General features: G+C 43.5%; 20 protein-coding genes. 11 read left to right on the forward strand and 9 right to left on the reverse strand.

Annotated elements, in window-relative coordinates:
- Positions 1-15: 15 nt before the first annotated feature.
- From NRF22_RS07570 to NRF22_RS07580, 3 genes are read left to right on the forward strand one after another with little or no spacing between them, the layout of a single operon-like run.
- Positions 16-432 (forward strand): cupin domain-containing protein, encoded by a 417-nt coding sequence (locus tag NRF22_RS07570; protein ID WP_263779943.1) that lies wholly within the window; start codon positions 16-18, stop codon positions 430-432.
- Positions 432-749 carry a carboxymuconolactone decarboxylase family protein gene (locus NRF22_RS07575; protein ID WP_263779944.1) on the forward strand — a complete coding sequence of 106 codons (318 nt, stop codon included), beginning with the start codon at positions 432-434 and terminating at the stop codon, positions 747-749. Before NRF22_RS07570 ends, NRF22_RS07575 begins: the two co-directional genes overlap by 1 nt.
- A 42-nt stretch (positions 750-791) precedes the next feature.
- Positions 792-1,529 carry an SDR family oxidoreductase gene (locus NRF22_RS07580; RefSeq protein WP_263779945.1) on the forward strand — a complete coding sequence of 246 codons (738 nt, stop codon included), beginning with the start codon at positions 792-794 and terminating at the stop codon, positions 1,527-1,529.
- Positions 1,530-1,656: 127 nt separating this feature from the next.
- On the opposite strand, the gene NRF22_RS07585 is transcribed toward NRF22_RS07580, so the two are convergent.
- The 3 genes from NRF22_RS07585 to NRF22_RS07595 all read right to left on the reverse strand — a co-directional run bounded on the left by NRF22_RS07585 (position 1,657) and on the right by NRF22_RS07595 (position 5,241).
- Positions 1,657-2,304 carry an NAD(P)H-binding protein gene (locus tag NRF22_RS07585; RefSeq protein ID WP_263779946.1) on the reverse strand — a complete coding sequence of 216 codons (648 nt, stop codon included), beginning with the start codon at positions 2,302-2,304 and terminating at the stop codon, positions 1,657-1,659.
- 71 nt (positions 2,305-2,375) lie between these two features.
- On the reverse strand, positions 2,376-3,713 hold the full coding sequence (locus NRF22_RS07590; protein WP_263779947.1) for an MFS transporter: 1,338 nt from the start codon (positions 3,711-3,713) through the stop codon (positions 2,376-2,378).
- Between the two features lie 115 nt (positions 3,714-3,828).
- Positions 3,829-5,241, reverse strand: coding sequence for an NAD-dependent succinate-semialdehyde dehydrogenase (locus NRF22_RS07595; protein WP_263779948.1), 1,413 nt, complete (start codon positions 5,239-5,241; stop codon positions 3,829-3,831).
- A 200-nt stretch (positions 5,242-5,441) separates the two neighbouring features.
- On the opposite strand from NRF22_RS07595, the gene NRF22_RS07600 reads away from it, so the two are divergent.
- Genes NRF22_RS07600 through NRF22_RS07620 form a run of 5 tightly spaced genes read left to right on the forward strand, consistent with a single transcriptional unit; the run spans position 5,442 to position 10,610 of the window.
- Complete coding sequence (locus tag NRF22_RS07600; RefSeq protein ID WP_263779949.1) at positions 5,442-5,705, forward strand: hypothetical protein; 264 nt, start codon at positions 5,442-5,444, stop codon at positions 5,703-5,705.
- Positions 5,702-6,688 (forward strand): aldo/keto reductase, encoded by a 987-nt coding sequence (locus NRF22_RS07605; RefSeq protein ID WP_263779950.1) that lies wholly within the window; start codon positions 5,702-5,704, stop codon positions 6,686-6,688. Before NRF22_RS07600 ends, NRF22_RS07605 begins: the two co-directional genes overlap by 4 nt.
- 11 nt (positions 6,689-6,699) lie before the next feature.
- Positions 6,700-7,569, forward strand: a complete 870-nt coding sequence (locus NRF22_RS07610; protein WP_263779951.1) for an alpha/beta hydrolase — start codon at positions 6,700-6,702, stop codon at positions 7,567-7,569.
- A 29-nt stretch (positions 7,570-7,598) separates the two neighbouring features.
- Entirely contained in the window at positions 7,599-10,130 is a 2,532-nt protein-coding gene (locus tag NRF22_RS07615; RefSeq protein WP_263779952.1) for an ATP-binding cassette domain-containing protein, read from the forward strand.
- Between the two features lie 24 nt (positions 10,131-10,154).
- A complete protein-coding gene (locus NRF22_RS07620) occupies positions 10,155-10,610 on the forward strand; it encodes a flavodoxin (protein WP_263779953.1) in 456 nt (151 codons plus the stop codon).
- A gap of 50 nt (positions 10,611-10,660) precedes the next feature.
- Here NRF22_RS07620 and NRF22_RS07625 read toward each other — a convergent pair whose 3' ends face one another.
- The 3 genes from NRF22_RS07625 to NRF22_RS07635 are packed head-to-tail and all read right to left on the reverse strand — an operon-like array spanning position 10,661 to position 13,361.
- On the reverse strand, positions 10,661-11,965 hold the full coding sequence (locus tag NRF22_RS07625; RefSeq protein WP_263779954.1) for an iron reductase: 1,305 nt from the start codon (positions 11,963-11,965) through the stop codon (positions 10,661-10,663).
- A 16-nt stretch (positions 11,966-11,981) separates the two neighbouring features.
- Entirely contained in the window at positions 11,982-12,668 is a 687-nt protein-coding gene (locus NRF22_RS07630; RefSeq protein ID WP_263779955.1) for a flavodoxin, read from the reverse strand.
- A gap of 54 nt (positions 12,669-12,722) precedes the next feature.
- Entirely contained in the window at positions 12,723-13,361 is a 639-nt protein-coding gene (locus NRF22_RS07635) for an NAD(P)H-binding protein (protein WP_263779956.1), read from the reverse strand.
- A 534-nt stretch (positions 13,362-13,895) separates the two neighbouring features.
- On the opposite strand from NRF22_RS07635, the gene NRF22_RS07640 reads away from it, so the two are divergent.
- Positions 13,896-14,312, forward strand: a complete 417-nt coding sequence (locus NRF22_RS07640; protein ID WP_263779957.1) for a MerR family transcriptional regulator — start codon at positions 13,896-13,898, stop codon at positions 14,310-14,312.
- Positions 14,313-14,367: 55 nt separating this feature from the next.
- On the opposite strand, the gene pdxT is transcribed toward NRF22_RS07640, so the two are convergent.
- From pdxT to NRF22_RS07655, 3 genes are all read right to left on the reverse strand, one after another.
- Positions 14,368-14,946 (reverse strand): pyridoxal 5'-phosphate synthase glutaminase subunit PdxT, encoded by a 579-nt coding sequence (gene pdxT, locus NRF22_RS07645; RefSeq protein WP_263779958.1) that lies wholly within the window; start codon positions 14,944-14,946, stop codon positions 14,368-14,370.
- 10 nt (positions 14,947-14,956) lie between these two features.
- The gene (gene pdxS, locus NRF22_RS07650) at positions 14,957-15,841 is read right to left on the reverse strand and encodes a pyridoxal 5'-phosphate synthase lyase subunit PdxS (RefSeq protein WP_263779959.1); all 885 of its coding nucleotides are present in this window, start codon (positions 15,839-15,841) and stop codon (positions 14,957-14,959) included.
- Positions 15,842-15,940: 99 nt separating this feature from the next.
- Positions 15,941-16,738, reverse strand: a complete 798-nt coding sequence (locus NRF22_RS07655; RefSeq protein ID WP_263779960.1) for an AAA family ATPase — start codon at positions 16,736-16,738, stop codon at positions 15,941-15,943.
- 164 nt (positions 16,739-16,902) lie between these two features.
- Here NRF22_RS07655 and NRF22_RS07660 point away from each other — a divergent pair, with 164 nt between their 5' ends.
- Together NRF22_RS07660 and NRF22_RS07665 are read left to right on the forward strand one after the other, a co-directional pair.
- Positions 16,903-22,488 (forward strand): S8 family serine peptidase, encoded by a 5,586-nt coding sequence (locus NRF22_RS07660; protein ID WP_263779961.1) that lies wholly within the window; start codon positions 16,903-16,905, stop codon positions 22,486-22,488.
- 237 nt (positions 22,489-22,725) lie between these two features.
- Complete coding sequence (locus NRF22_RS07665; protein ID WP_263779962.1) at positions 22,726-23,511, forward strand: hypothetical protein; 786 nt, start codon at positions 22,726-22,728, stop codon at positions 23,509-23,511.
- Positions 23,512-23,520: the final 9 nt, after the last annotated feature.

A 23,520-nucleotide genomic window follows, 5' to 3' on the forward strand; every position in this document is an offset into this window, starting at 1 on the left:
TCACAAGGAGAAACAATGGTTGAAAATGAAGCTGTCAGCCAAGGCGTGATTTTTCCGCTTGGCGATAAGAATGAAGCTTTTGCTAAGTATTTCACGGGGCAAAGCTATCTGGAAGGCTTGGTTAATGACCCGGACGTAAACGTTGGTGTGGGTGTCGTTACTTTTGAACCAGGTACGCGTAATCATTGGCATATTCATCATGATGGTTTCCAGATTCTTTTGGTTACTGGCGGTAAAGGCTGGTACCAGGAAGCTGGCCATCCAGCCCGCTTGTTAAAGCCCGGTGATGTCGTTGTGACTCATGATGGTGTCAAACATTGGCATGGTGCAACGAAAGACAGTTGGTTCAGTCACATTGCAATCACAGCCGGCCATCCAGAATGGTTGGAAGCTGTTTCCGATGAAGACTATAACCGTTTGGAGGAAAACTAATGGCAGAAAAACAAACCGCTGGTCAAGATCGCTTAGGCGATTTCGCACCGCAATTTGCCAAATTAAATGATGATGTTCTTTTTGGCCAAGTCTGGGATAAGGAAGACGAGTTAGGCCGTCATGACCGCAGTATGATCACGGTGTCCAGCTTAATGTCTTTGGGCCTTTTTCCACAATTAAAAGATCATATGGCATTAGCCAAGAAAAACGGCGTCACCAAAACTGAAATCATCGCTTTGATTACCCAACTGGCTTTTTATGCTGGTTGGCCAAAGGCCTGGTCAGCTTTCACACTGGCTAAAGAAATCTGGGACTAATTAGTCTTATTGTCATATACAAAAATATTCAATGGAGATTCTATGTCAAAAGTCATCGTCATTACCGGTGCCTCATCGGGTATCGGAGAAGCCACAGCTAAGCTGCTGGCTTCTAAAGGAAACAAACTGGTCTTAGCTGCTAGAAGAGAAGCCAGACTACAAGCCATTGTCAAAGACATTACTGAAGCCGGTGGCCAAGCAGTCTACCAGGTCACAGACGTCGCTGACTTAGATCAGGTGAAAGCCTTAGCTGATAAAGCTGTTGCCAGCTTTGGCCGCTTGGATGTCTGGATGAATAACGCTGGTCTGATGCCGCACTCTGAATTTATCAAGGGCCGGGTGGCAGACTGGAACCAGATGATTGATATCAATTTGCGCGGGGTGCTTTACGGCATTGATGCGGCTTTGCCCATTATGCGCCAGCAGTCAAGCGGCCAGTTTATCAACATCGCTTCGGTGGCTGCTCATGCGGTCCATGCTGGTGGTGGCGTCTACAGTGCCACTAAAGCCGGTGTCTGGATGATCTCTGAAGCCTTAAGGCAAGAAGAAGTGGCGGCTAAAAGCCATGTCAGAGTCACAGTGCTCTCTCCTGGTGCTGTGGATACGGAACTAGTCAACCATGTCACAGATCCGGACACAAAAAAAGCCTTAACCGACTTCTATGCCCATATCTCCATGCCGGCCCAGCGTGTAGCTGCCGCCATTGCCTTAGCTGTCGACTTGCCAGTTGATTCGGACATCAATGAAATTGTCATGCGTCCTAGCAACCAGCAGGGCTAAGACACAACAAACAACACACAGTCAACTCAAGCAGGGAAACCTGCTTTTTGTGTGGGGGAAAATAAAAACACCTGAGAATTTCTTTAAAAGATTCTCAGGTGTTTTTTAAATAGCAGCTAATTGTTGTTTAATAGACGGGTTTATCTAATCCGGCAGTCGCTGGATCTGCAATACCAAGGCTGGCTTTGCTGCCAAAAGATGGGTCTGCAACAATTCTCAAAACGACATCAGCGATGCTTTTACGCGAACCGGATGTGCCTGGGAAGGTTTCATCTTTTTCAGTCAGCACGTATTTAACTTCGTCACGGTTATTCAACCAAGGTAAACGCAAAGTGGTGTAGTCTAAACCGGATTTTTCTAATAATGCATCGGCTTGGAAACCAACTTGGATACCGGCACCGATAATCTGTTTGTTCCAAGCACCAAACTTGCCAGGAACCTCATCGTAGATGCCTAGGTCATTGATTTCGACTACACGCTTAACTTGATTTGCTTGCATTGCGTCAACGACGTTCTGTGTCATCTGAAGATTGCTAGTCGCACCAAAGGCGATGAAAACCAAATCTTGGCCAGCAGCGGCGGCATTTACGTCGCTTGCGTTCAACAAGTCGCCTTCAACCAGTTTCACACGTGCATTATCAGCCAAGTCGCTCAAACGCGATTTATTGCGCAAAAACAATGTCAACTGAACGTCTTTATATTTTGCATCACTGAGGATTTTTTCTTCGACCAAACGTGCGATCGCACCGTTAGCCGCTAGTATTAACATATTCATTTTTTTCTCCCTTTAATTGAGTCGATCTGTGTCAACAAACCAACTTGATAACTCTATACTATCAAAACTTCTTAATCGTTCTTTTCGATACGCACTAACAGCAGCGTCGCGATATATGCAAGGCCCACCAAAACAGTGGCCACAATCATTGAGATGCGATAACGGAAAACCTGATTACCGATACTTCCTGCTAATAGTGTGATTAAGGCCAAACCGACAGCACCACCAATTTGGTGCACGGCGTTTACTAATCCGGAAGCTGCACCGGATTCTTCACCGCGAGTCCTGACAACGCCGGAAACTGTCAAAGGACTGATTACCATGCTTTGCCCGGCCCCAACAAGAATCATTGGCGCGGCGATGCCAAACCAGTAACCGAAACCGCTTTGAAAGCAGCAAACCCAAATCATACCCAATAACGTTAATACCATACCGATACGCAGAATACGGGCATTGCCGATTTTTTCAGTCATGATTGGCAGGCGCATTGCAACAATATACATGACCATGGTCATAGGAAAGAAGCCGAATCCGACCCATAGAGGCGTGAAGTTCATTGTGTTCTGCATCAATTGCGGTGTGAAAAACCAAAAACTCATCATCGCGGCCATGTAAAAAAATCGTGCAATATAAGCGCCAATACGTTCCGGATCCTGAAAAAGTGTTATCGGCATAATCGGCCTTGAAATTTTTTTCTCTAACACAATAAAGGCAATTAATAAGACGATGCCGATAGCTAAGAATATTAACTGATTACTGTCAGCGGTCATCGCATATAAGATACTGGCTACCGCCAAAATTGACAACAAACTACCGCCAAAATCAATTTTAGAGCCTTCGTGCTGCGCTTGCGACGACACGTATTTCAAAACGAGATAGAGCAATACGGCAGCAATCGGAAAATTAATTAAAAAACCAATCCGCCAAGTCCACAAGCTGGCAAACAAGCCGCCCACCACGAGTCCGACGCTGGATCCGATGCCGGCTGTTGCACCATAAAGAGCGATTGCTTTTGTCCGTTCGGCGCCGGCAAAAGTATCTAGCAGAAGCGCTAATGAAGTCGGCGCGATAATCGAGGCACCAATACCTTGAACAGCTCGCGCTAAGATCATCAAACCACTAGTATTAGCAATCCCGACCAGCAAGGAACTGATACCAAAGACGACAATCCCGATAATGAAAATCAGTTTTTTCTCAAAAATGTCTCCCAATCTGCCAGCTAACAGCAGTAGGCCGCCAAAAGTTAATGAATAACTGTTGCTGACCCATGGCAATGCTTTAGCTGATAGTGATAGATCGCGTTGGATGTTTACCACTCCTGTAAAGATCACTGAATTACTCATAATAATCAGGAAATAGCTGATCAAGACAGCTGTCAGAATGATCCTTTGTTTTTTAATTTTTTCCATTTTACTCTCCAGATTTTGAAAATGACACAGCCTGTTATAAAAACACAAAAGGAGTAGCTTTGTCTACTCCTGAAATTAATATTATCTACTGTATCGAGTGTGCAAATAATATTGATTACATAACTGCCAGACCGCCGGCACCGTTTGTGTAGTCAGGTGCTTGTGCAGTCAGGATTAATTTCTCATTCACGAAGGCCATCAGGCCAAGCGAACTTAATTCTCGACCATAACCAGAGCCTTTTACTCCGCCAAAAGGCAATTCTGGTAATGAACTCAAGAAGGTATTAACGAAAACCATGCCAGTCTCGATTTGTTTAGCAACTTCTTTACCATGTTTTGGATCAGCAGAGAAGACAATACCACCCAATCCGAGTTCTGAATCATTGGCTAATTCAATCGCTTCTTCATCATTGTGAACCTTGTAGACTTGGGCGATTGGGCCAAACATTTCTTCATAATAGGCAGGATTTTTTTGATCAATATTGGTCAAAATAGTCGGCTGCAGGAACTGTCCTGGCAGGTCAATCGGCTGATTGCCATAATACACTTTAGCACCGGCTTGTACGGCTTGATCAACTTGTGCCTGCAGCTTGTCTTTAGCTCTCTTAGAGTTCATTGGTGCCAAAGTTGTCTTGGGATCCATGGGGTCGCCAGGTTTAACTGCGGCAAACTTGGCCTTTAACTGTGCCAAGAAGTCGTCGTAAAGATTATCAGCCACGATAAAACGCTTAGAAGAAGTGCAGACTTGTCCGGCGTTATACAAACGTGCGCGCCAAGCTAAGTCAACGGCTTTTTTGACATCAGCATCACTCAAGACGATAAAGGCATCAGTGCCGCCCAATTCCATGGAGTTCTTTTTCAAACTTTCACCAGCGGCTTTGGCAACAGACTGGCCGCCACGCTTAGATCCGGTCAAAGCAATGCCTTGAACACGAGGATCAGAAATAATATCGCCGACTTGATCATAGTCGAGGAACAGGTTGATTAAGCTGCCCTTAGGTGCACCTGCTTCTTCAACAGCTGCTTGAAAGGCCGCAGCGGAACCAGGTGTGTTAGAAGCGTGTTTTAAAATCATTGGATTGCCAACGATAAAGTTGGGAGCGAACACACGCATGATTTGATAATAAGGGAAATTCCATGGTTCAACGGCCATGATGACACCGGTAGACTGTTTTTCAATCTCGGCAGCACCGGTTGCCCGTGTTGCAATGGGTGTTGGTGCCAATAATTCTTCACCATGATCAGCAAAATAATCAGCGATCAAAGCACAAAGTTCAACTTCGCCTTTTGACTCTTTAAAAAGTTTGCCCATATCAGTGGTTGCGATTTTAGCTAATTCGTCTTCTTTTTGACGGAAGATGTCAGCGACCTTGTGCAAAATTTTGGCCCGGTCAGCAATGGGCTGATTGCGCCATTCTTTATATAAACTGTGAGTCGTTGCTAGGCTCTCTTGAATTTCTTCTTTAGTTGCGAAGTCATAAGTCTTAACGACTTCATTCGTATATGGATTTACTGTTTGATATGCCATTCAATGTCTCCTCATTTTTTTCATTGATTACTAACTTTTCATTAGCGAGCGGTCAACAGAAATGATCATATTCCTTGGAGCTGACTCTAAGTCAAGAAAAAATACAATAAAAATGAATTACTTTTTTCACAAGGAAAAAGGCTTGACTTGAAGTGGACTCCAAATGATAGTCTGAATTGAGGCGTGTAAAAGGAGAAAAGATGAAATCCAGATCATTACTGATCGTACTTGCTTCTTTTGTAGTTATTACAATGGTCGCTTTAATTGTTAAGCGGGGAACACGCGGCAATCTTGCTAATATGGATTCTGCTAGTGCACAAAGCGATATAGCTTCTTCTGGTACTGTAAACGGGCGTGATTCATCTTCGGTTATCAGTGGCCAGCTTCCGATCAACGCTAGCCGATCTTCATCGCAAGCTCCAATAGAACAGCTGCAATTCATAGAAAAGAGGAATAACAAATGAAAGAAAAACGCGAATTAGGCCGTAACGGCTTACTAGTTGATGCCATGGGCCTTGGCTGCATGGGGATGAGTTTTGCTTATGGCGACCCTAAAGATCCCAAAGAGATGACTTATCTGCTTCAGCAAGCGGTCGAATTAGGCGAGACCTTCTTTGACACAGCTGAAGTTTACGGCCCCTTTACTAATGAAGCACTGTTGGGTAAGGCTTTAGCACCTTACAAGGATCAAGTCACGATCGCCAGCAAATGCGGTATTCGCATTGAAAACGGCAAACAAATTGTCGATGCCAATTTAGACGGTATTAGAAAGTCATTAGAGGGTTCGCTTAAGCACCTAGATCGCGACTCGATCGACCTTTACTTCCTTCACCGGGTAGATCCTAAAGTACCGATTGAAGATGTGGCTGAATTAATGGGCCAATTCAAAAAAGAAGGTAAAATCAAGCATTGGGGTCTCTCTGAAGCTGGCTTGGAAACGATTAAACGCGCTAACGCTGTGACGCCTTTGGTTGCTGTCGAAAGCGAATACTCGCTTTGGACCAGGGAACCGGAAAAGGAACTTTTCCCATTATTGGAGCGTCTTGGCATTGGATTTATCCCATTTAGTCCCTTGGGTAAAGGTTATCTAACTGGTGCGATCAATGCTAACACTCAGTTTGCTGAGAATGACGGCCGCAGCAATCTGCCTCGTTTTACCAAAGAAGCAATTGCCGCCAATGAAAAACTGCTTGATCTGATTGATCGTTTTGCCAAGGCTAAGCAGGCAACATCGGCACAGATTGCTTTGGCCTGGATTCTGGCGCAAAAGCCATGGATTGTGCCGATTCCTGGTACGACCAAGTTATCTCGTTTGAAAGAAAATCTTGGTGCTTTGGATGTTAAATTCACAGAGGACGAATTAAATAATTTGAATGAATCCTCCAAAGAGATTAAAATTACCGGCAATCGCTATTCTGCCGAACTTGCCAAAAGGGCTGGGAAGTAATCTATCAAAGGATGGTTCAAGCTAAAGGACACAATAAAAAAATTCTTCTGACTATAACAGCAGCAGTTCTGCTGCTGCTTCTTTTTGTCCTTGCTTATTTTCTGATTTATGGCCGACCAGCTAAAGCTGGTAATCGTGCTAAAAGTGTACCGACTTTGTACTTGCATGGTTTCGGCGGCACGGCCAATTCTAGCAATGACATGATTGCTTATGCTGTCAAGCATCAAGGCGCGACGAAAGTCTTGACTGCCCGCGTTTCGCCTTTTGGCAAAGTTCACTTACAGGGCAGCTGGCCTAAAAATGCCAAGCAGCCTTTGATCCAAGTTCTGTTCCAGAATAACCGCAATGGCAACTACAATGAAGACGGCCGTTGGCTGCGCAATATTCTTCAGGATTTGAGAAAGAATTATCAGATCAAGCGCGTCAATGTTGTGGCTCATTCAATGGGTAATTTGGCGCTGATGTATTATCAATTAGCTGATGGCAATAATCCGCGTTTGCCGCAAATTAATAAACAAGTTGACATTGCCGGGCACTTTGACGGCATTGTTGGAATCGACGATCAGCCAAACCGTAATCGTTTATTGGCTAAGGGTCGGCCGCGTTACTTGAATAGTTATTATCGAGTGATGCTCGCCCGCCGTAATCGCTTTCCTGAAAATCGTGTTGATATTTTAAATATTTTTGGTAATTTGGAAAACGGCAGCAATTCTGATGGGGATGTCACTAATGTCTCGGCACGTTCTTTAAAATATTTGTTGAATGGCCGCTATAAAAGTTATCGCGAAGTCGAGATTAAGGGCCGTCAAGCACAGCACAGCCGGCTGCATCGCAATAATCAGGTTAATCGTTTGATCGGGCGTTTTCTTTGGAACAAATAAATTGGAATTGATTAAAAGGGGCAATACAGGTGAGTGAGATCGATCATATTGAAGTGCGGGGCGGTAACGTCAATAATTTGAAAAATATTGACGTTGATATTCCGCTGAATAAATTTGTGGCCATTTCCGGGCCTTCGGGTTCAGGAAAAAGTTCATTAGCCATGGGCATTCTCTATTCGGAAGGTTCTAAGCGTTATCTTGATGCTTTGTCGACATATACCAAGAATCGTATTGGACAGGCCAAAAGTGCTCAGGTACGGTCTGTCAAACATATCCCTTCAGCTTTGGCCTTACGCCAACGGCCAAGCATTCCTTCGGATCGTTCAACAGTTGGTTCAATGAGCGAAATTTTTAATGTTGTTCGTTTGATTTTTTCTCGTCTAGGTTCGGTCGTCTGCCCCAACGGACATCGTTTGGAACCAAGTATGGCGATCGCTCAAGCAATGGCTATGTCGGGCGAGAAAATGGGACAGATAACATGCCCGGTCTGCGGTGCTGCTTTTATGGCAAAAAGTGCTGAGGATTTTTCGTTTAATTCGACCGGTGCTTGTCCCGAATGCCATGGCTTGGGGCGTATCCGCGAACTTGATCCGGAGAAAATTATTGACGATGAGAATAAGACGCTAGCTGAAGGCGCTGTAGCTTCTTGGCGTTTGCCAGGACGGAATTTTATGCCGACTGTGGTTGCTAATATCGGCGTTCGCACGGATGTCCCTTATAAAGATTTGACGGATAAAGAAAAAGATATCGTCCTGCATGGTGAGAAAAAACAATACAAAGTCGATTTCAGAAGCAGTACAGGCCGCGTGTTCCATACGGACAAAGCTCTCTATGAAAATGCCTATGATGCAGTCTATGATTCTGTTAAAAGTTCTAAAAGCGATCGGTCAGTAGCTCGATTAAACGTCTTCTTTCATTTTTCAACTTGTCCAGTTTGCCATGGCACACGCTTGAATCCGGACTTATTAACGCAATTAGTAGCTGGCCTGACGATTGTACAAGTTGGCAATCTGACTTTAAGCCAATTACCCGAATGGGAGCGCCAAACTAAAGCCCAACTGCCAGCGGATATGCAAAAGATGGCCGGGGCCTTGTTTGCCGATCTTGATAATAATCTGCAGCCTTTATTAGAGTTGGGCCTTAGCTATTTGACTTTATCTCGAAACGGCAACAGCCTGTCAACGGGTGAATTACAGCGGATTGAACTTGCCAGAACGCTCAGAACGGAAACAACTGGTGTTTTGTATGTCTTGGATGAGCCTTCAATTGGCCTGCATCCGGACAATATTCGCGGTCTGATTCATGTCATGCGTGCCTTGATTGCACAAGGCAATTCACTTGTCGTCGTGGACCACGAGAGCTCGATTATTGCGGCAGCAGATTGGGTGATTGAGATTGGCCCGGGATCTGGGGATGCTGGCGGACGCGTGATTGCTGAAGGGACGCCTGAATCTTTGACACATAATCCAAAATCTTTGATTGGCCCCTTTATTTCAGGCAAGGCTCAGATTTTGCGGCCCAAACAAGCAGCATTGACAGATTTGTCGAAAAAATTGCACGAAACGCATTTAACCGTATCGAATTATTTTAATCTGCATAATGTTGCTATCGAATTTCCTGATAATCGTCTGACAGCCGTCACGGGTTTTTCCGGTGCTGGCAAGACTAGTTTGATTTTAGATAGCTTGGTCAATGCGATCCAAGATAAAAAACGCGGTCTCAAATTGCCAAAACAGGTGACTGAATTAAATACTGATCTGCATGAAGTGATCAGTGTGGATTCATCGCCAGTTGGTAAAAATGGCCGTTCGACCTTGGCCACATATACAAGTATCATGGACAATTTGCGGCATATTTTCGCGTCATTACCAGCCGCAAAGGCCAAACATTTCGGTATTTCTTACTTTTCATACAACAGCAAAGAAGGCGCTTGCCCACACTGCGGCGGAACTGGCACAATGACTCTAGACGTTCAATATTTACCAGATATTGAAGAGGTCTGTCCCTATTGTCATGGCACACGTTTCATTGATGATGTTCAAAAAATACTCTGGCACGGTTATTCAATTGTTGATTTATTGAATCTGTCTGTCGAAGCTGCTTTACCGGTTTTTAAATCGGAGACGGCTATTGAGCGGCAGCTTCAGCTTTTAGCAGAGGTTGGTCTGGGTTACCTGCATCTTGGTGAAAGTACCCCGAGCTTGTCAGGTGGTGAGGCCCAGCGGCTAAAACTAGCCAAACATTTAACGCGCGGCCAAAAAGGGGCACTGTTTGTCTTTGACGAGCCATCCATCGGCCTTCATCCCAGGGACGTTCAGATCCTGTTAGGTGTCTTAGACAAGCTGAAAGAAAATGGTGCAACGATTATCGTGATCACACACGATATGACTATTATGATTAATTCTGATTATTTAATTGATCTGGGGCCAAAGGGCGGCAGTGACGGTGGTAAAGTGATGGCATTTGGACAGCCCTTGCAATTAATTCAGCATCCTACCAGCATCACTTTGACCTATTTACAGAAGTACTGGGATCATTTTCAGGCACAGACAAGCGTATAAAAGAAAAGAAGAGGAATTTTAAAAATGATTATTGTTTATTTTTCACAGTCCGGCACGACGGCTCAAGCAGCTAACGAGCTGCACAAGCTGACTCAGGCAGCGATTTATCGTTTAGAGCCTGTGAAGGCTTATCCAAGTGATTTTTCGACACTTGCTGATCGGGCTAAATCTGAAGTTGAACAAGATATTCATCCGCAGCTTCAAGATCAGAAACTTGATTTATCCGGAGAAACGAAAATCATGCTTGGCTTTCCGACTTGGTGGCATCAAGCACCAATGATTATCGCTAGTTTCTTTGATAATTACGACTTAAAGGACAAGGAAATTCTGCCCTTTACGACAAGTGGACAAAGCTCGATCAAAGAAAGTCTGCCTTCAGTCAAAAAGTGGGCGATTGCATCAGGAGCACATGTCGGTGCTGCTTTAACAGCTAATGCAACAGCAGCTATTACGAAATTCGTCAATGAGAATGATCTTTAAATTAAAAAAGCCAAGAGCTTTTATTGCTCTTGGCTTTTTTTAACACTTTTTTACATCGTGAGGCGTTCATCAATTAAACGATTACCTGCCACACCAATTTTTCTTAAATTGCTTTCGACATTTAGGACGATAGCAGCAGAACCAACAATAATAAATCGTGCAGCACTAATTTCTGTTTTGTCTAAAATTGACATCAGATTTTCTTGTGCGAAACGAGCTTTTTTTACGTCGTATTTGAAATGGGCATCATTATTTTTTAACGAAAGAAAGTCCTCATCATAGTAAATTTCTGAGTTGCGATGCGTACTCCAGATTACATGTATTGCTGCCTTGTTAGCGTATTTAACTGCCAAACTTCGTAAAGGTGCAATACCAGTGCCCAAACCATATAAAACCACTGGCTGTTTTTTCTTGGCACTATCAGCTACAATTGCGTCCAACATACCGAATGGCCCTTCTAATTGCACATCGCTGCCGATAGCAACGCGATTAATTGCTTTGGTGAAGTCCCCCAAACGCTGAATTGTAAAAGTCACAACCCTGTGTGATTCGTCTGGAGAAGAAGTGACAGAAAAGGGGTGTGCCTCGCTAGATATAACGGGGTTCTTTTTGAATTTCAAAAAGAAAATATCGCCAGCTCGGTAATCCGCGGCCTTCTGTCCCAATTTAATAACCAATTGCTGCGTGGTTGCATCTAGTGGGAAGTTGCCAATTACCTGTCCGCTATATTTCTTTTGATCATATGAAATGAATTGATGCCAAGCATAAGCAGACAGAGCGAAGATCGTATAAATATCAAAAATGATGATGAAGTTTGTAATACCGCTGATTCGTCCGATCAAGTGAACGTGCAGCCAAATGAGTCCGATGATGACGAAATTCAATCGGTGAATCCACAAAGATAGTTGGTGTTTGAATATAAAATGAAGCTGGTTTTTGATTCTTTTAAGGAACCTCATTCGATCTACTAGCCAGCCTGACATGAAGAAAATAGCATAAGCAATGCTGAAAATTGACAAATACCAGGCATAGTTACCAAGATTTTTAATTGTTTCATCAATCGAAAAAGCCTGTAATTTGTGCAGTGTTGCAAAGGATAAAGCCAAGACGCCCAATAATGCGTGAGCAAAATACATGCTTGGGAGCCCGATCAAACGATCTAACCATCTTGGCCTCGTCGATAAGAAGACAATTGTCAGCCACCAGACATAAGCAACCACGCCGAAACTATAGATTAAAATATTTTGTCTGGTATCAACCAAATTTTGATTTAGGAAATAAACAAGCGGCGCTGGAATGGCTACTAGGATGATCAGCCAAGTTGCGTACAGGGCCGCTTCATGTCTCTTTAACATAATTCACCTCATAATTTTAGTATCCAAGTGACGTAAGCCAACGATCAACTCTGCCTTGGACGTCGCCGCGGGAATATGCAACATCGCTTCCTCGAATGGCCAAACCTTTCAAAATACGGGCTTTGGGATATTGCCTGCGTAGTACTTCGGGGTAGTTAGCTAAGCCGGACCCCTCGTGTGTCGAGAAGGGAACGACATTTTTGCCATTCAAATCCACTGCGTCCAAGAATGTATGAACGACCATTGGATAATCTCCCCACCATACTGGTGCACCGATAAAGATTGTGTCATACTGACTGACATCAGGGATAGGATTTTTAATTTTCGGTCGTGCGTTGTCATTTTGTTCCTGCTGGGCAACCTCCGATGTTCTGTCAAAGCTCTTTGGATAGTCTTTGACAGGGACTATTTCATATTCGACGCCATTGGTTTTGCTTTTGATCATATCGGCGATCTGCTTCGTATTTCCGATTTTTAAAACTCTATCCTTGTAAATACTGGATGCAGCTTCACGCCTAGAAAAATAAACGATCAGTGTTTTCTGTTTTCCTTTAACTTTGCCGCCTTGATTATTAGATGATACATTTTGATTGACGGTTGTGGTTGGTGAATTTTTGTTCTGGCCGCGCAGAAGATCGAATCCGATAACGGCGGTCGCGATAATGGCGATAGCGGCGATAAATAGGGTAACACGGGTTTTCATGAGTAACCTCTTTCTAAAATAGGATGGGGGTCCGCTCTTTTTTAAGAACGCGATTTAGTAAAAACTTGGTTTGGGATAGTCCTCGGTTCCGGGCTCTGCAATTCTAACCGAAGCTCGAAGATCCCGTGTTGGATCGGCGATTAAATCTAAGACATATTGCGTGATCGCCTGTCGTGTGACCTGTGCACCGCGAAATGGTTCTCCCTTTTGCATTGTAAAGTATCTTGTGTTGCCAATTTGGTTATATAACCAAGTCATGCGCATATAGGTATAGTCCAAATCGCTATTTTCAATCTTATTGATCATTTCGCGACGTTCAGGCGAGATTTCACCCATCATGCGTTTATTCCAACGCCCAAATTCACCAACAACTTCGTTATAGATACTCAAAGCACCAGCGATGATTAGGCGCTTCACATGGTTAGTATCCATTGCCGAAATCATTGTGCTGACTACTGGCAAACGATCAAAGTCCGAGTAAACCAAATCTTGTTTTGCGATTGCATTAGTGACGGCTTGCTGATCGGTCAGATCACCGGAAATAAGTGTGACACGATTGCTAGCTGCGTAATCTTGCAAACGCGTATCAGCGTTTCGTGCAAATAAAGTCAAATCGTGCGTTGTTTCTTTTAGCAATCGTTCTGTCAATTGCCGCGAGATTTGACCCGCAGCCCCGAGAATAATAATTTTCATGTATTGCTCCTTTTTGATCTAATTACCAAATGATAAACCTTGGAGTACACTCCAGGTCAAGGTCTTGAAGGAAATCAGTTGTTTCATTATAAGCACCTGGTTAGGACTATGTTCATTGCCTTAAAAAATCTTAAAAATTAAAATGTTGCTGACAAAACTCGTCAAATTCATTTTTTTCTAAACACTTAAAATAGTCGGATTGACTGGTATCAGCTAAAAAATAGAAAGCAGCGGATTGGTTAGGTGGCAGATAAGACAGTCTGAATTTAGTGGACTATAATATTTCTCGACTGGGCCAGATAAGTTATGAGGATCAGTACAGCACATTTGAGAGCTTTATCAAAGAATATCAGTTAGTGATGATTGTTCAGGAAACGCTTCGGACGATACTTTCAGGCTAATTGACCGTATTTTTGCAAATTTCTCATCCCATTTTGCAATGAATTATTCTGGCATAATCGCAATTAATATTGCTGGCTCGATAGTATGTCATTTGATCGGCCTAAAAGTTAATACGGAAGGGACAATTATTTTATGAATATAAAAGAGGCAAGTGAAATAACTAAAGTTAGTTCTGATACAATCCGCTACTACGAAAAAATTGGTTTGATTCCGCCAATTAATCGGACGAGTTCCGGTATTCGCGATATAGATGAGCGAATTATTGGTAGAATCACCTTTGTTCGTCAGATGCGGTCGGCTGGTATGAGTATTGAAAATCTATTGCTCTATATCCATTTAGTAGATTCCAGTGAGGACCATATCGCTGAACAAAAGGATTTATTGAAACAGCAGTTATCGGTCATGGAAGAAAAGCGAGATGACCTGCAAGCTGCCATCGATCATTTGACTTGGAAACTGGATCATTACGAAGACCACATGGTCAAAGCCGAAGCGGAATTGGCCCGTTTGAAAAAAAGCACGTCCAAGATCAGACTATTGATTGATTGAATCTGTCTACAAAAAAACACGCCAATTCGACGTGTTTTTAATATAGAAAAAGCAGTTATTGCTTTTCGTTTTCGATAATTTTCACAAAATAATCATGGAAACGACTATCACCAGCTAGTTCCGGATGAAAGGCACAGGCTAAGAAGCGGCCCTGCCGGCAGGCCACTATATGGTCTTCGTAGGTCGATAGAACTTGTACATTGTCCGCCACGCTTTTTATATATGGCGCACGGATAAAAATACCATCAAAGTTTTCTGCAACATCCTTGATATCCAGTGTTGTTTGGAAACTATCTACTTGACTGCCGAATGCGTTGCGCTTGACATCAATATCTAGTAAGCCGAGATGGGGACCTTTACGTCCTTCAATTTGTTTAGCCATTAGAATCAGCCCAGCACAAGTGCCAAAAACAGCCTTTGTTTCGGCAAATTTTTTAACTGCTTCAAAAAGACCACTGCGGTCCATTAAGCGCCGCATCGTTGTACTTTCGCCACCGGGCAGTACTAAGCCGTCCAAACCAGAGAGTTCTGCCGGATGTTTGACTGTTACTGCTTGTGCGCCGGATTTTTCTAATGCTTTTACGTGTTCGCTAACAGCGCCTTGAAGCGCCAAGACACCGATTTTTACCGTCATGGACAACTCCTTAAATCCCGCGTTCCTGCATGTGTTCAGCCGGCGTCAGGACACTCATATCGATGCCCTTCATCGGGTTGCCTAATCCCTTGGAAAGCTCGGCGATGCGAGCGTAATCTTTATAATAGGTTGTTGCTTCAACGATTGCTTTAGCAAATTTAGCCGGATTTTCGGATTTGAAAATGCCTGATCCGACGAATACGCCATCGGCACCCAATTCCATCATTAAAGCAGCATCAGATGGTGTTGCCACGCCGCCAGCAGCAAAGTTAACGACGGGCAGGCGGCCAGCTTTTTTAATTTCCATTAAAACATCGTAAGGCGCACCCAATTCTTTGGCATAAACCATCACTTCATCTGAGGACATGCCAACCAATTTGCGAACTTGACTGTTAACCAAACGCATGTGGCGAACAGCTTCCACAATATTACCAGTGCCGGGCTCGCCTTTAGTACGCAGCATTGCAGCACCTTCACCAATTCTTCTTGCAGCTTCGCCTAAATCACGGCAGCCGCAGACAAAGGGAATTGTAAAAGCCTTCTTATCAATATGATAAACATCATCGGCGGGCGTCAAAACCTCACTTTCGTCGATATAGTCGACTTTCATAGCCTCGAGAACTCTAGCTTCGACGATATGCCCGATTCGCGCTTTAGCCATGACTGGTATCGATACAGCATTTTGTACCTGTTCAACAATAGCTGGGTCAGCCATTCTTGCAACGCCGCCGGCTTTTCGAATATCTGATGGGACGCGTTCCAAAGCCATAACGGCTGTTGCACCAGCCTCTTCGGCGATCTTAGCTTGTTCTGCATTGATGACGTCCATGATGACGCCGCCTTTTTGCATTTCGGCCATGCCTCTTTTAACGATTTGTGTTCCTTTTTCTGCCAATTTTTACCTCCGAATAATTGTCTTTAATAATAGCTTAAACACCATCTAGTTTAAATATGTACAAGCAAAAAGTATGCATTTGCTAATGATGTTTTGAAATCACAAATCGTCTGAGTCAGAAAAAAGTTTTGAGAAATACCTTTCCGGCGAATCCAAGAAATTGCGTAAAAAAGATACTTGCGGAATCTGGTCGTAACTGATTTTTCGCAGCCCGTCGTCCGATAACTGAATAATGTCTGCTTTCGGGTAAGCCATGATAATCGGCGAATGTGTTGCAATAATAAATTGAGCTCCTTGCAGGACAGCTTCATGAATCAGATAAATAAGGGATAATTGGTTTTCCGATGTCAGCGGAGCCTCGGGCTCGTCTAATAGGTAGAGGCCATTGGGCCTGAAACGTGTTTTAAAAATTTCCAGAAAAGCCTCGCCATGCGACACCTTATCCAAATCAATCGGATACAAGTGTGCCAAATCATACAAGGTATGCAGATAGGGAATACGGGCCAAACTATGCGGGTCGTCAATCTGATCTAGTTCCTGCTGTGCATCATATTTTCTTTGCTGCGTCTCTCTGATAAAAGAAATAAAGTCATCGGCTCGAAAAAAGAAACCACGTTTATTCTGCTGCTGCCAGTGCAGACTCAGATAAGGTTCGATTTTTTCGATTGCAGCATATTCGGGATTATGCAATAAAGGCTGTCCAGTCATGGCTATCGCTTGATTCGATAAGGCAATAGCTTCCATAAGAGAAGATTTGCCTGATCCGTTGTCACCCACGAGAATTGTCACGGGAGTCGAGAAGCTTATTTTTTTCGTTTGCAAAAACCAGGGCAGATTTAAAGGATAGGTATCTGCCTTCTTGGTGCTCGTCTTGAAAATGATTTCTTTTAGCAGCATAAACTAAGTTTAAAACTCGGGCATCCTAATACATATGGTTCTGAGGAATTTGTGTCACTTAAATGGATTTTGTTAAACGATTCAAAAAAAATCAAAAAAAGATTGTATAAAACACCAAGATAATATAATATTACTTTAATTTACAAATGTCAGGAGCACCCTTCATGAGGAAATTTAAAGAGCGTTTTTCAGCACTACTATTATTGGGAACTTTATTAGCCTCTCTATCGGCAACGTCGGCGACAACTATTTCGTCTATTTCGGCTCAAGCTGATACGGCTAGCCAAGATAGTACTAGACGTGTTTCAAAGACTAGTCTGGAGAAAACTTTTCGCAAGAACCTCGATGAGGTTAAGAAGCAGCAGAACAGTACATTTAATAAGGCCGTTCAAGCGCAGCTTTCGGCCAAGGGCCTTAATGGTAAGGTGCCCGCTGATAAACTGAATCAGCAGAAAATTACTTTTATTGTTGAGTTGGATCGCAAGGCCGCTAGCAAAAGCAGCAGCCTGCCAACTGGTTCTGCTGCTTCGATCAATGCGATTGATAAAGCTTCAGATAAAGTTATCTCTTCTCAAAAATCGATTCAGCAGCAAGTCGAGGATTTGACAGGCAGTCAGGTCAAGCGATCATTTGGCTACTTGCTGGATGGTTTCTCTATTCAGGCAAAAGTCGGCCAACTCAACGCGATTAGAAAAATCAAAGGGGTCAAATCCGTAACCGCTGCTAATGTTTTTTATCCGGCAGATGCGGCCGCTGACCGTATTGCTAAGGTACAAAATGTGTGGGAACAGCATCATATGAAGGGCCAGGGTACAGTTATCGCGATCATAGATTCTGGTATTGATCCCAGCCATAAAGATTTAACTCTGGATAACAACAGTGACGAAAAGATCAGCCATAGTGCTGCAAACGATGCAATTCAGAAAATAGGTTACGGCAAGTGGCAGACAGATAAAGTGCCTTTTGCCTATAACTATGCCGACGGTACTAGTAATACGATACTGGACACGGGCGCTTCTGAAATGCACGGCATGCACGTTGCCGGCATCGCAGCTGCTAATGGAAAAGCGGATGCATCAACTGGCAATGATGAGAGTAAATATGTTGTTGGTGTTGCACCTGACGCACAATTATTAGATATGAAAGTGTTTTCAAATGGCGGCGGCGGAGCGACTTCTGATGATTTGATTTCAGCCATTGAAGATTCTGTTAAATTAGGTGCCGATGTTTTGAACATGTCTCTTGGTTCGGTCGCCGGCAGTCAAAGTCCGGATGATCCAGAGCAGGAAGCGGTGAACCAAGCGGCTGCTCAAGGCGTTATTCCTGCTATTTCTGCCGGTAACAACGGACTGTCGACTTCTGCCGATGCGACAAATAGTAACATTATTAGTTCTGGCAATGATGAAGGCAGTATTGGTGCGCCTGGTGTGGCGGCCAATGCGATTACCGTAGCATCTTCCGAAAATAACAGCATGATTACGCCTGCGATTGCAATCGCTGGACAGCATGGCAGCCTGTTCAGCCGTCCAGCTCTGACTCAGACTTCTCAGAATGCCGATATTTCAGTTCTAAATGGCAAGCAGCTCTATCTAGCAAAAAATGGTTCTAATGGTTTACCCGGCATTGGCGATCCTGCCGACTTCGATGGTAATGCGGTTGGGAAAGTAGCTGTTGTTATGCGTGGCGGCTTGGCTTTTACAGCTAAACAAGCGAATGCCATGGCTGCTGGTGCTGCTGGCGTAATTATTATTGACAATAACACGAGCGACACCACTTTAGCCTTCAGGATTACGGAAACAACGCCGACCTTCGGTTTACTGAATGCTGACGGTTTGACTCTGCTGAATTATGCCAAAGCTAATCCAGATGACCGTTACACTTTCTCGGCTCAGAATGTAAGTGTCGATAATCCGAACCGTGGCAAGATGTCTACTTTTACTTCTTATGGCCCGCTTCCCGATTTGAATTTTAAACCGGATATTACAGCTCCTGGTGGGGAAATCTGGTCCACAGCTAATAATAATGGTTATCAAAGTATGAATGGTACTTCGATGGCCTCGCCTTTTATAGCCGGTTCGTCAGCTCTGGTTGTCGAGTCATTGCAGCATTCTGTTGCTAAAACTGATCTGGCGCGTTTTGTGAAGAATGATTTGATGAATACAGCTCTGCCGTTCTTCGACCAAGATCATCCTGATTCGATCGTTTCACCTCGTCAGCAGGGAGCTGGTTTGGTTCAAGTCGATAGTGCAGTTAACAATAAGGTGTTTGCTAGCGATGCTTCAGGGGATGCAGCGATTGCCTTAAAACAAATTCGTTCATCTTCACAGAATATGACTGTGACTTTGAATAACACTTCCAAAAAATCAGCAGCTTACAAGTTTAATGATTATGGTGGTGTTTGGACCGGTTCCAATCGAGCCGATGCAACTGCATATGATGAAAAACTAGCCTCATCTTCTATTAAGATTGTCAGTGCACAAGATGCTGCCGGCAAAGATCAGCTGCATGCTGATCAGTCAATTACAGTGGCCGCTGGATCAAAAGTGCAAGTTCATTTCGATCTACAGCTGCCGTCTCAGGCCACACAATCTTTTGTTGAAGGCTATTTGGGCTTTATGGCTCAACGTGAGTCAGCAGATAACGACCAAGATGTTCAAAATCTTGTGATACCATACATGGGATATTATGGCAACTGGGACAGTCAGAAAATCTTTGATTCTCCGGTTGGATCAGCAGATTCAGTCTTCAACACTTCTTATTTTCAAGATTTGGATAATGACCAGCCTCTTGGATTAAACCACGATGGTTCTATGGTGGATCCGCAGTTGGTTGCCATTTCTCCCGACGGCGACGGAATAGCTGACACCGCAACACCGATTTTCAATCTTTTGCGGAACGGCAATCATGTTCAGGCAAAGATTTTCCGCAATGATCCGGACAAGACACCCGATGCAAAAGCGGTCAGGACTCTTTACATTGATCCGTCAGTCACAAAAAGTTACTATAACACCAGCAGTGCAGCATTCACGTCATATTCCAACAGTGCCATCGCTTGGGATGGCGGTCTTTGGAATCCTAAATCCGGGCAGGATGAGCCCGCAGCTGATGGTCAATATTATTACCAAATTTCTGCTTCGCCAGATGGCAATCCTAATGCTGTCCAAACACAGACGCTTCCTATCAAAGTGGACGACACAGCACCCGTGATCACGCTGGGGTCTGATGCTTTGAGCAAAGACGCTGATGGTTATTTTCACTTGAAAGCAGATTTAACCGATAACTTAAGTGGTATCGCAGCGACACAAACTGCCATTGTTGCAGTGAATGGTGTGACAGCTATTTATCCAATTTCGACTGACGAAAGTTATGTCACAAAACAATCAGTAGACATCCAGCTGAATAATAGCCAAGCACAAGCCTTAACAGCTGGAAAGAACCAAATTCAAATGGGTACCACTGATAACGCTGGTAATTTTGGCGAAGGCGACAGCCAACTGCAGGCCCCTGGTCAGACAACCTTTGGTTTGGTCTTATACAACTTGTCTGAAGGACAGGTGATTACAACAAATTCAGCTATTTATCACCAGCGTTACAATACAGTCACTTTGATGGGATCTTACCCAGAAGACTTCTATGTTAATGGCCACCTAGTACAGATTGATAAGAGCACCCAAACCTTCGACATGGAAGATGGTCGCAACGGCATTCCTTTGCCTAAAGATGGCACTTTTATCTTTTCTAGCGATGCTGATGGAAAAAATGTGATCAGAACGATTCACACTCGTCTGGCAGTTACTGAACCTGTCATGACACTGGATCATGCCGGGCAGCAGTTGACTAGTGATGATACGACGATCCATGTCACTGGTACGGTTGATGATTTCTCTAATTTGGATAATATCGTTGTGGGCAATATAACAACGGGCAACGTTGTTGATGTTACTCAATTGTTAGTGCCGCAGGCTGACAATAAGGCCAGCTTTGACTATGATCTGCCCCTGCAGTTTGGCACAAATTCAATTGTTGCGCAGTCTTCAGATAAAGATGGCAATGTGAATAATGTCCAAAGATATACGGTCAATTCCACGGCCGATGCTCGTTTTGCTGCCGATCCATCAACAGTGGCTGTCTTCGATAATGGATTGGCATATGGTTCCAACATCGTTTCAGCTGCAAGCAGTTACTATGATCGAGCAACGCAAATGCTGACAATCAGTGGACATCTGCGTCATGCTGTTGATAAAAATGGTTTGATGATCGGTGAGACCACTGGCAGCAATCCGACTCGACAGGTTGTTGCAGTGAAACCTGATGACTTGACTTTCACTACGCAAATTAAAGCAGCGCCGAATACGAAGATTTCAGTCCCAGTACAGATTAAATACCAAGGTCAGACAATCGTAGATAACAGTTTGCGGTTCTACATTGATACAAGTTTGCCTGATTTGAATATTTTTTCTGATCAGTCGCTGAGTGCAGATGCTGATGGGACTTATAACTTGTTTACCAATAAAAGCCCCTATCACTTAAAAGGAGAAGCCGATGACAATTATGATGGCTATACCTTAGTTGTGAATGGGGATGTGGTTGATAACGAGCCATTCTCGTTTGTTTATGGACACGGTCCGAACGGCAAAAAGAGCGGATTCGATGTACCTTTCGATTTGTCAGATGGTAACAATGTTGCTGAGATTGACCTTATTGATGCATTGGGCAACCAAGTAAGCAGAAAACTGAACGTTCATTATTATTCAGCGGAATTAGCTGCACCGACTTTCTCTTTGTCGACAGATAAACCAACCAATAAAACTGTTCAAGTTTCAGCTAAGACGGCAGATAAGGCTGAATCGGCACCAGCTGACGAAAACCTATCAATCCAATATAGTCAAGACGATGGTAAGACTTGGCTGCCTTACGATCAGGCTGTAAATGTGCAAACTAATGGTCAGCTTCTATTTAGAACGGTTGATCAGTATGGCAACCAGTCGAAGAATGTAGTGGCAAAAATTGATAATATTTATCCATCTATTGCTGCACAAGTGGTTGTGACCCAGCAGTTGGATCCAAATAAGAAACAAGTCACTTTGTCCGCAGTCTATGACAAACAGATGAGCGAATCGGCTCAAGCAATAACAGCCATTCAATATAGTGAGGATGGTGGTAAAACATGGCAGGATTACAGTGCTGCGCTTGTTATAAGCAAAGCTAGCGATATCTTGTTCAGAAGCTACGACCAAGCTGGCAATGTTGGCCATAACGTTGCTGTGCAACTACCTTTGGGTGAAAACACAGTCATCAAAGTTAAAGATGTTACGATTGACACTGCCGGTAAGTGGCAGCCCTCTGATAGTTTCGTTGATGCAAAAGATATTTTTGGCAATTCAATTGCTTTCAAAGACATTCATGTCGAAGGGAAAGTCAACACTCGAGTAGCCGGAAGCTATAAAGTCGTCTATTCCTATAAGGGGACGTCTGCTCAATCAACAGTAACGGTCAAGAACAAGATTGTACATCACGACACTAGACCGAATGGTTCTACTACTCACGATGGAACTGCTGGGACACCAAGCAAACCGGAAAATCACACTGGAATCAGTACAAGCTCGGGCCAGGAATCCACATCTAAAAATGTGCATGATGCTTTTCCAGCTACTGCAGCTCTGATTGACACTTGGACAACTATTTTTGCAGCTGTCACAATGTTTACAGCCGGATTAGCGTTCTATGCGGCGAAAAAAATCAAACGATAATTTTGAAAATGAGTCATTGAATCCCAGCAACCTTGAGTTGCTGGGATTTTGTGCTTGTAGGTACCTACGAAAACTATTGTGATAAAGATTGCTTTTAAAAACACAGTCATTTCTCTTTCAAAGTGAGAAAAAAACTCTATAATATATACTTATTGCACTTAGGATAATGTTTCATTTGCAAACTCGTTAGACCAGAAAATATTTTGGTACGAGATTGCGAGTAGTCAACAAAAAGTTATGAAATCCGCAATAACTAAAATTTATGACAATTCTGACCAGGCGATTAAAGAGTATTCGCTAGAAAATGCTCACGGTGTTCGAATTTCAGTCAATGGTCTTACGGCGTCTTTGGACGGGTATGCTTTTTCTCAGTCGATTGACCGATCAATCTCTTTGGACCAGAGCATATTTCACACGCGACAGTATGCTCATGACCAGCATGCAGAAGTTACTGTTCATGAAAATTCATTGACATTCACGTTGTCACCACTAAAGCAAAAAAGCGGTGATCCAGAAAAACAAATTTCATACAGTTTGTTTGAAGATGACTCTCTATCGGCTAAATTCAGTAATGGCCAATCCACTGAACAGAATTTGAATTTAGAACATGGTCTTTGGCCTCAATTACAGCTATGGGCTGATAATTACCAGCCAATCACTCTATCCGAACTGTCTCTGGGAAAAATCCGAACGGATTTTTCTAACAGCGGAATGCGGCCCTGGCCTGATCGAACACAATTTTTTGATTGGCAGAGTTTTTTGGACCAAACGGATAACATGCCAGCATTACTTTTTGCTCTAGCGGCGCGAGATGAACGGGAACAAGCAGCGCTAGTGTTTCAAAACCAAACTGAAACACAACGTCTGGAGATCTATAGCAACGCCCAGCAGCTGATGTTTCAAAAAAAATCATTTGCGTCACATTCATTTTTAACCCTTAATTTTTTCTTAGCATTCAGCCAGAAGCAATCAGCACTACCTTCAAACCGGGATCTTTGGATTAATTACAGAATTTACACATAACAAAGGACA

Source organism: Oenococcus kitaharae (genome assembly GCF_025758695.1).
GTDB classification, from domain to species: Bacteria; Bacillota; Bacilli; order Lactobacillales; family Lactobacillaceae; genus Oenococcus; species Oenococcus kitaharae_A.

Bases quoted from the DNA above. Each gene is read 5' to 3' on its own strand.
- NRF22_RS07570 (WP_263779943.1), top strand. From the start codon at position 16: ATGGTTGAAAATGAAGCTGTCAGCCAAGGCGTGATTTTTCCGCTTGGC.
- NRF22_RS07575 (WP_263779944.1), top strand. From the start codon at position 432: ATGGCAGAAAAACAAACCGCTGGTCAAGATCGCTTAGGCGATTTCGCA.
- NRF22_RS07580 (WP_263779945.1), top strand. From the start codon at position 792: ATGTCAAAAGTCATCGTCATTACCGGTGCCTCATCGGGTATCGGAGAA.
- NRF22_RS07585 (WP_263779946.1), bottom strand. From the start codon at position 2,304: ATGAATATGTTAATACTAGCGGCTAACGGTGCGATCGCACGTTTGGTC.
- NRF22_RS07590 (WP_263779947.1), bottom strand. From the start codon at position 3,713: ATGGAAAAAATTAAAAAACAAAGGATCATTCTGACAGCTGTCTTGATC.
- NRF22_RS07595 (WP_263779948.1), bottom strand. From the start codon at position 5,241: ATGGCATATCAAACAGTAAATCCATATACGAATGAAGTCGTTAAGACT.
- NRF22_RS07600 (WP_263779949.1), top strand. From the start codon at position 5,442: ATGAAATCCAGATCATTACTGATCGTACTTGCTTCTTTTGTAGTTATT.
- NRF22_RS07605 (WP_263779950.1), top strand. From the start codon at position 5,702: ATGAAAGAAAAACGCGAATTAGGCCGTAACGGCTTACTAGTTGATGCC.
- NRF22_RS07610 (WP_263779951.1), top strand. From the start codon at position 6,700: ATGGTTCAAGCTAAAGGACACAATAAAAAAATTCTTCTGACTATAACA.
- NRF22_RS07620 (WP_263779953.1), top strand. From the start codon at position 10,155: ATGATTATTGTTTATTTTTCACAGTCCGGCACGACGGCTCAAGCAGCT.
- NRF22_RS07625 (WP_263779954.1), bottom strand. From the start codon at position 11,965: ATGTTAAAGAGACATGAAGCGGCCCTGTACGCAACTTGGCTGATCATC.
- NRF22_RS07630 (WP_263779955.1), bottom strand. From the start codon at position 12,668: ATGAAAACCCGTGTTACCCTATTTATCGCCGCTATCGCCATTATCGCG.
- NRF22_RS07635 (WP_263779956.1), bottom strand. From the start codon at position 13,361: ATGAAAATTATTATTCTCGGGGCTGCGGGTCAAATCTCGCGGCAATTG.
- NRF22_RS07640 (WP_263779957.1), top strand. From the start codon at position 13,896: ATGAATATAAAAGAGGCAAGTGAAATAACTAAAGTTAGTTCTGATACA.
- pdxT (WP_263779958.1), bottom strand. From the start codon at position 14,946: ATGACGGTAAAAATCGGTGTCTTGGCGCTTCAAGGCGCTGTTAGCGAA.
- NRF22_RS07655 (WP_263779960.1), bottom strand. From the start codon at position 16,738: ATGCTGCTAAAAGAAATCATTTTCAAGACGAGCACCAAGAAGGCAGAT.
- NRF22_RS07660 (WP_263779961.1), top strand. From the start codon at position 16,903: ATGAGGAAATTTAAAGAGCGTTTTTCAGCACTACTATTATTGGGAACT.
- NRF22_RS07665 (WP_263779962.1), top strand. From the start codon at position 22,726: ATGAAATCCGCAATAACTAAAATTTATGACAATTCTGACCAGGCGATT.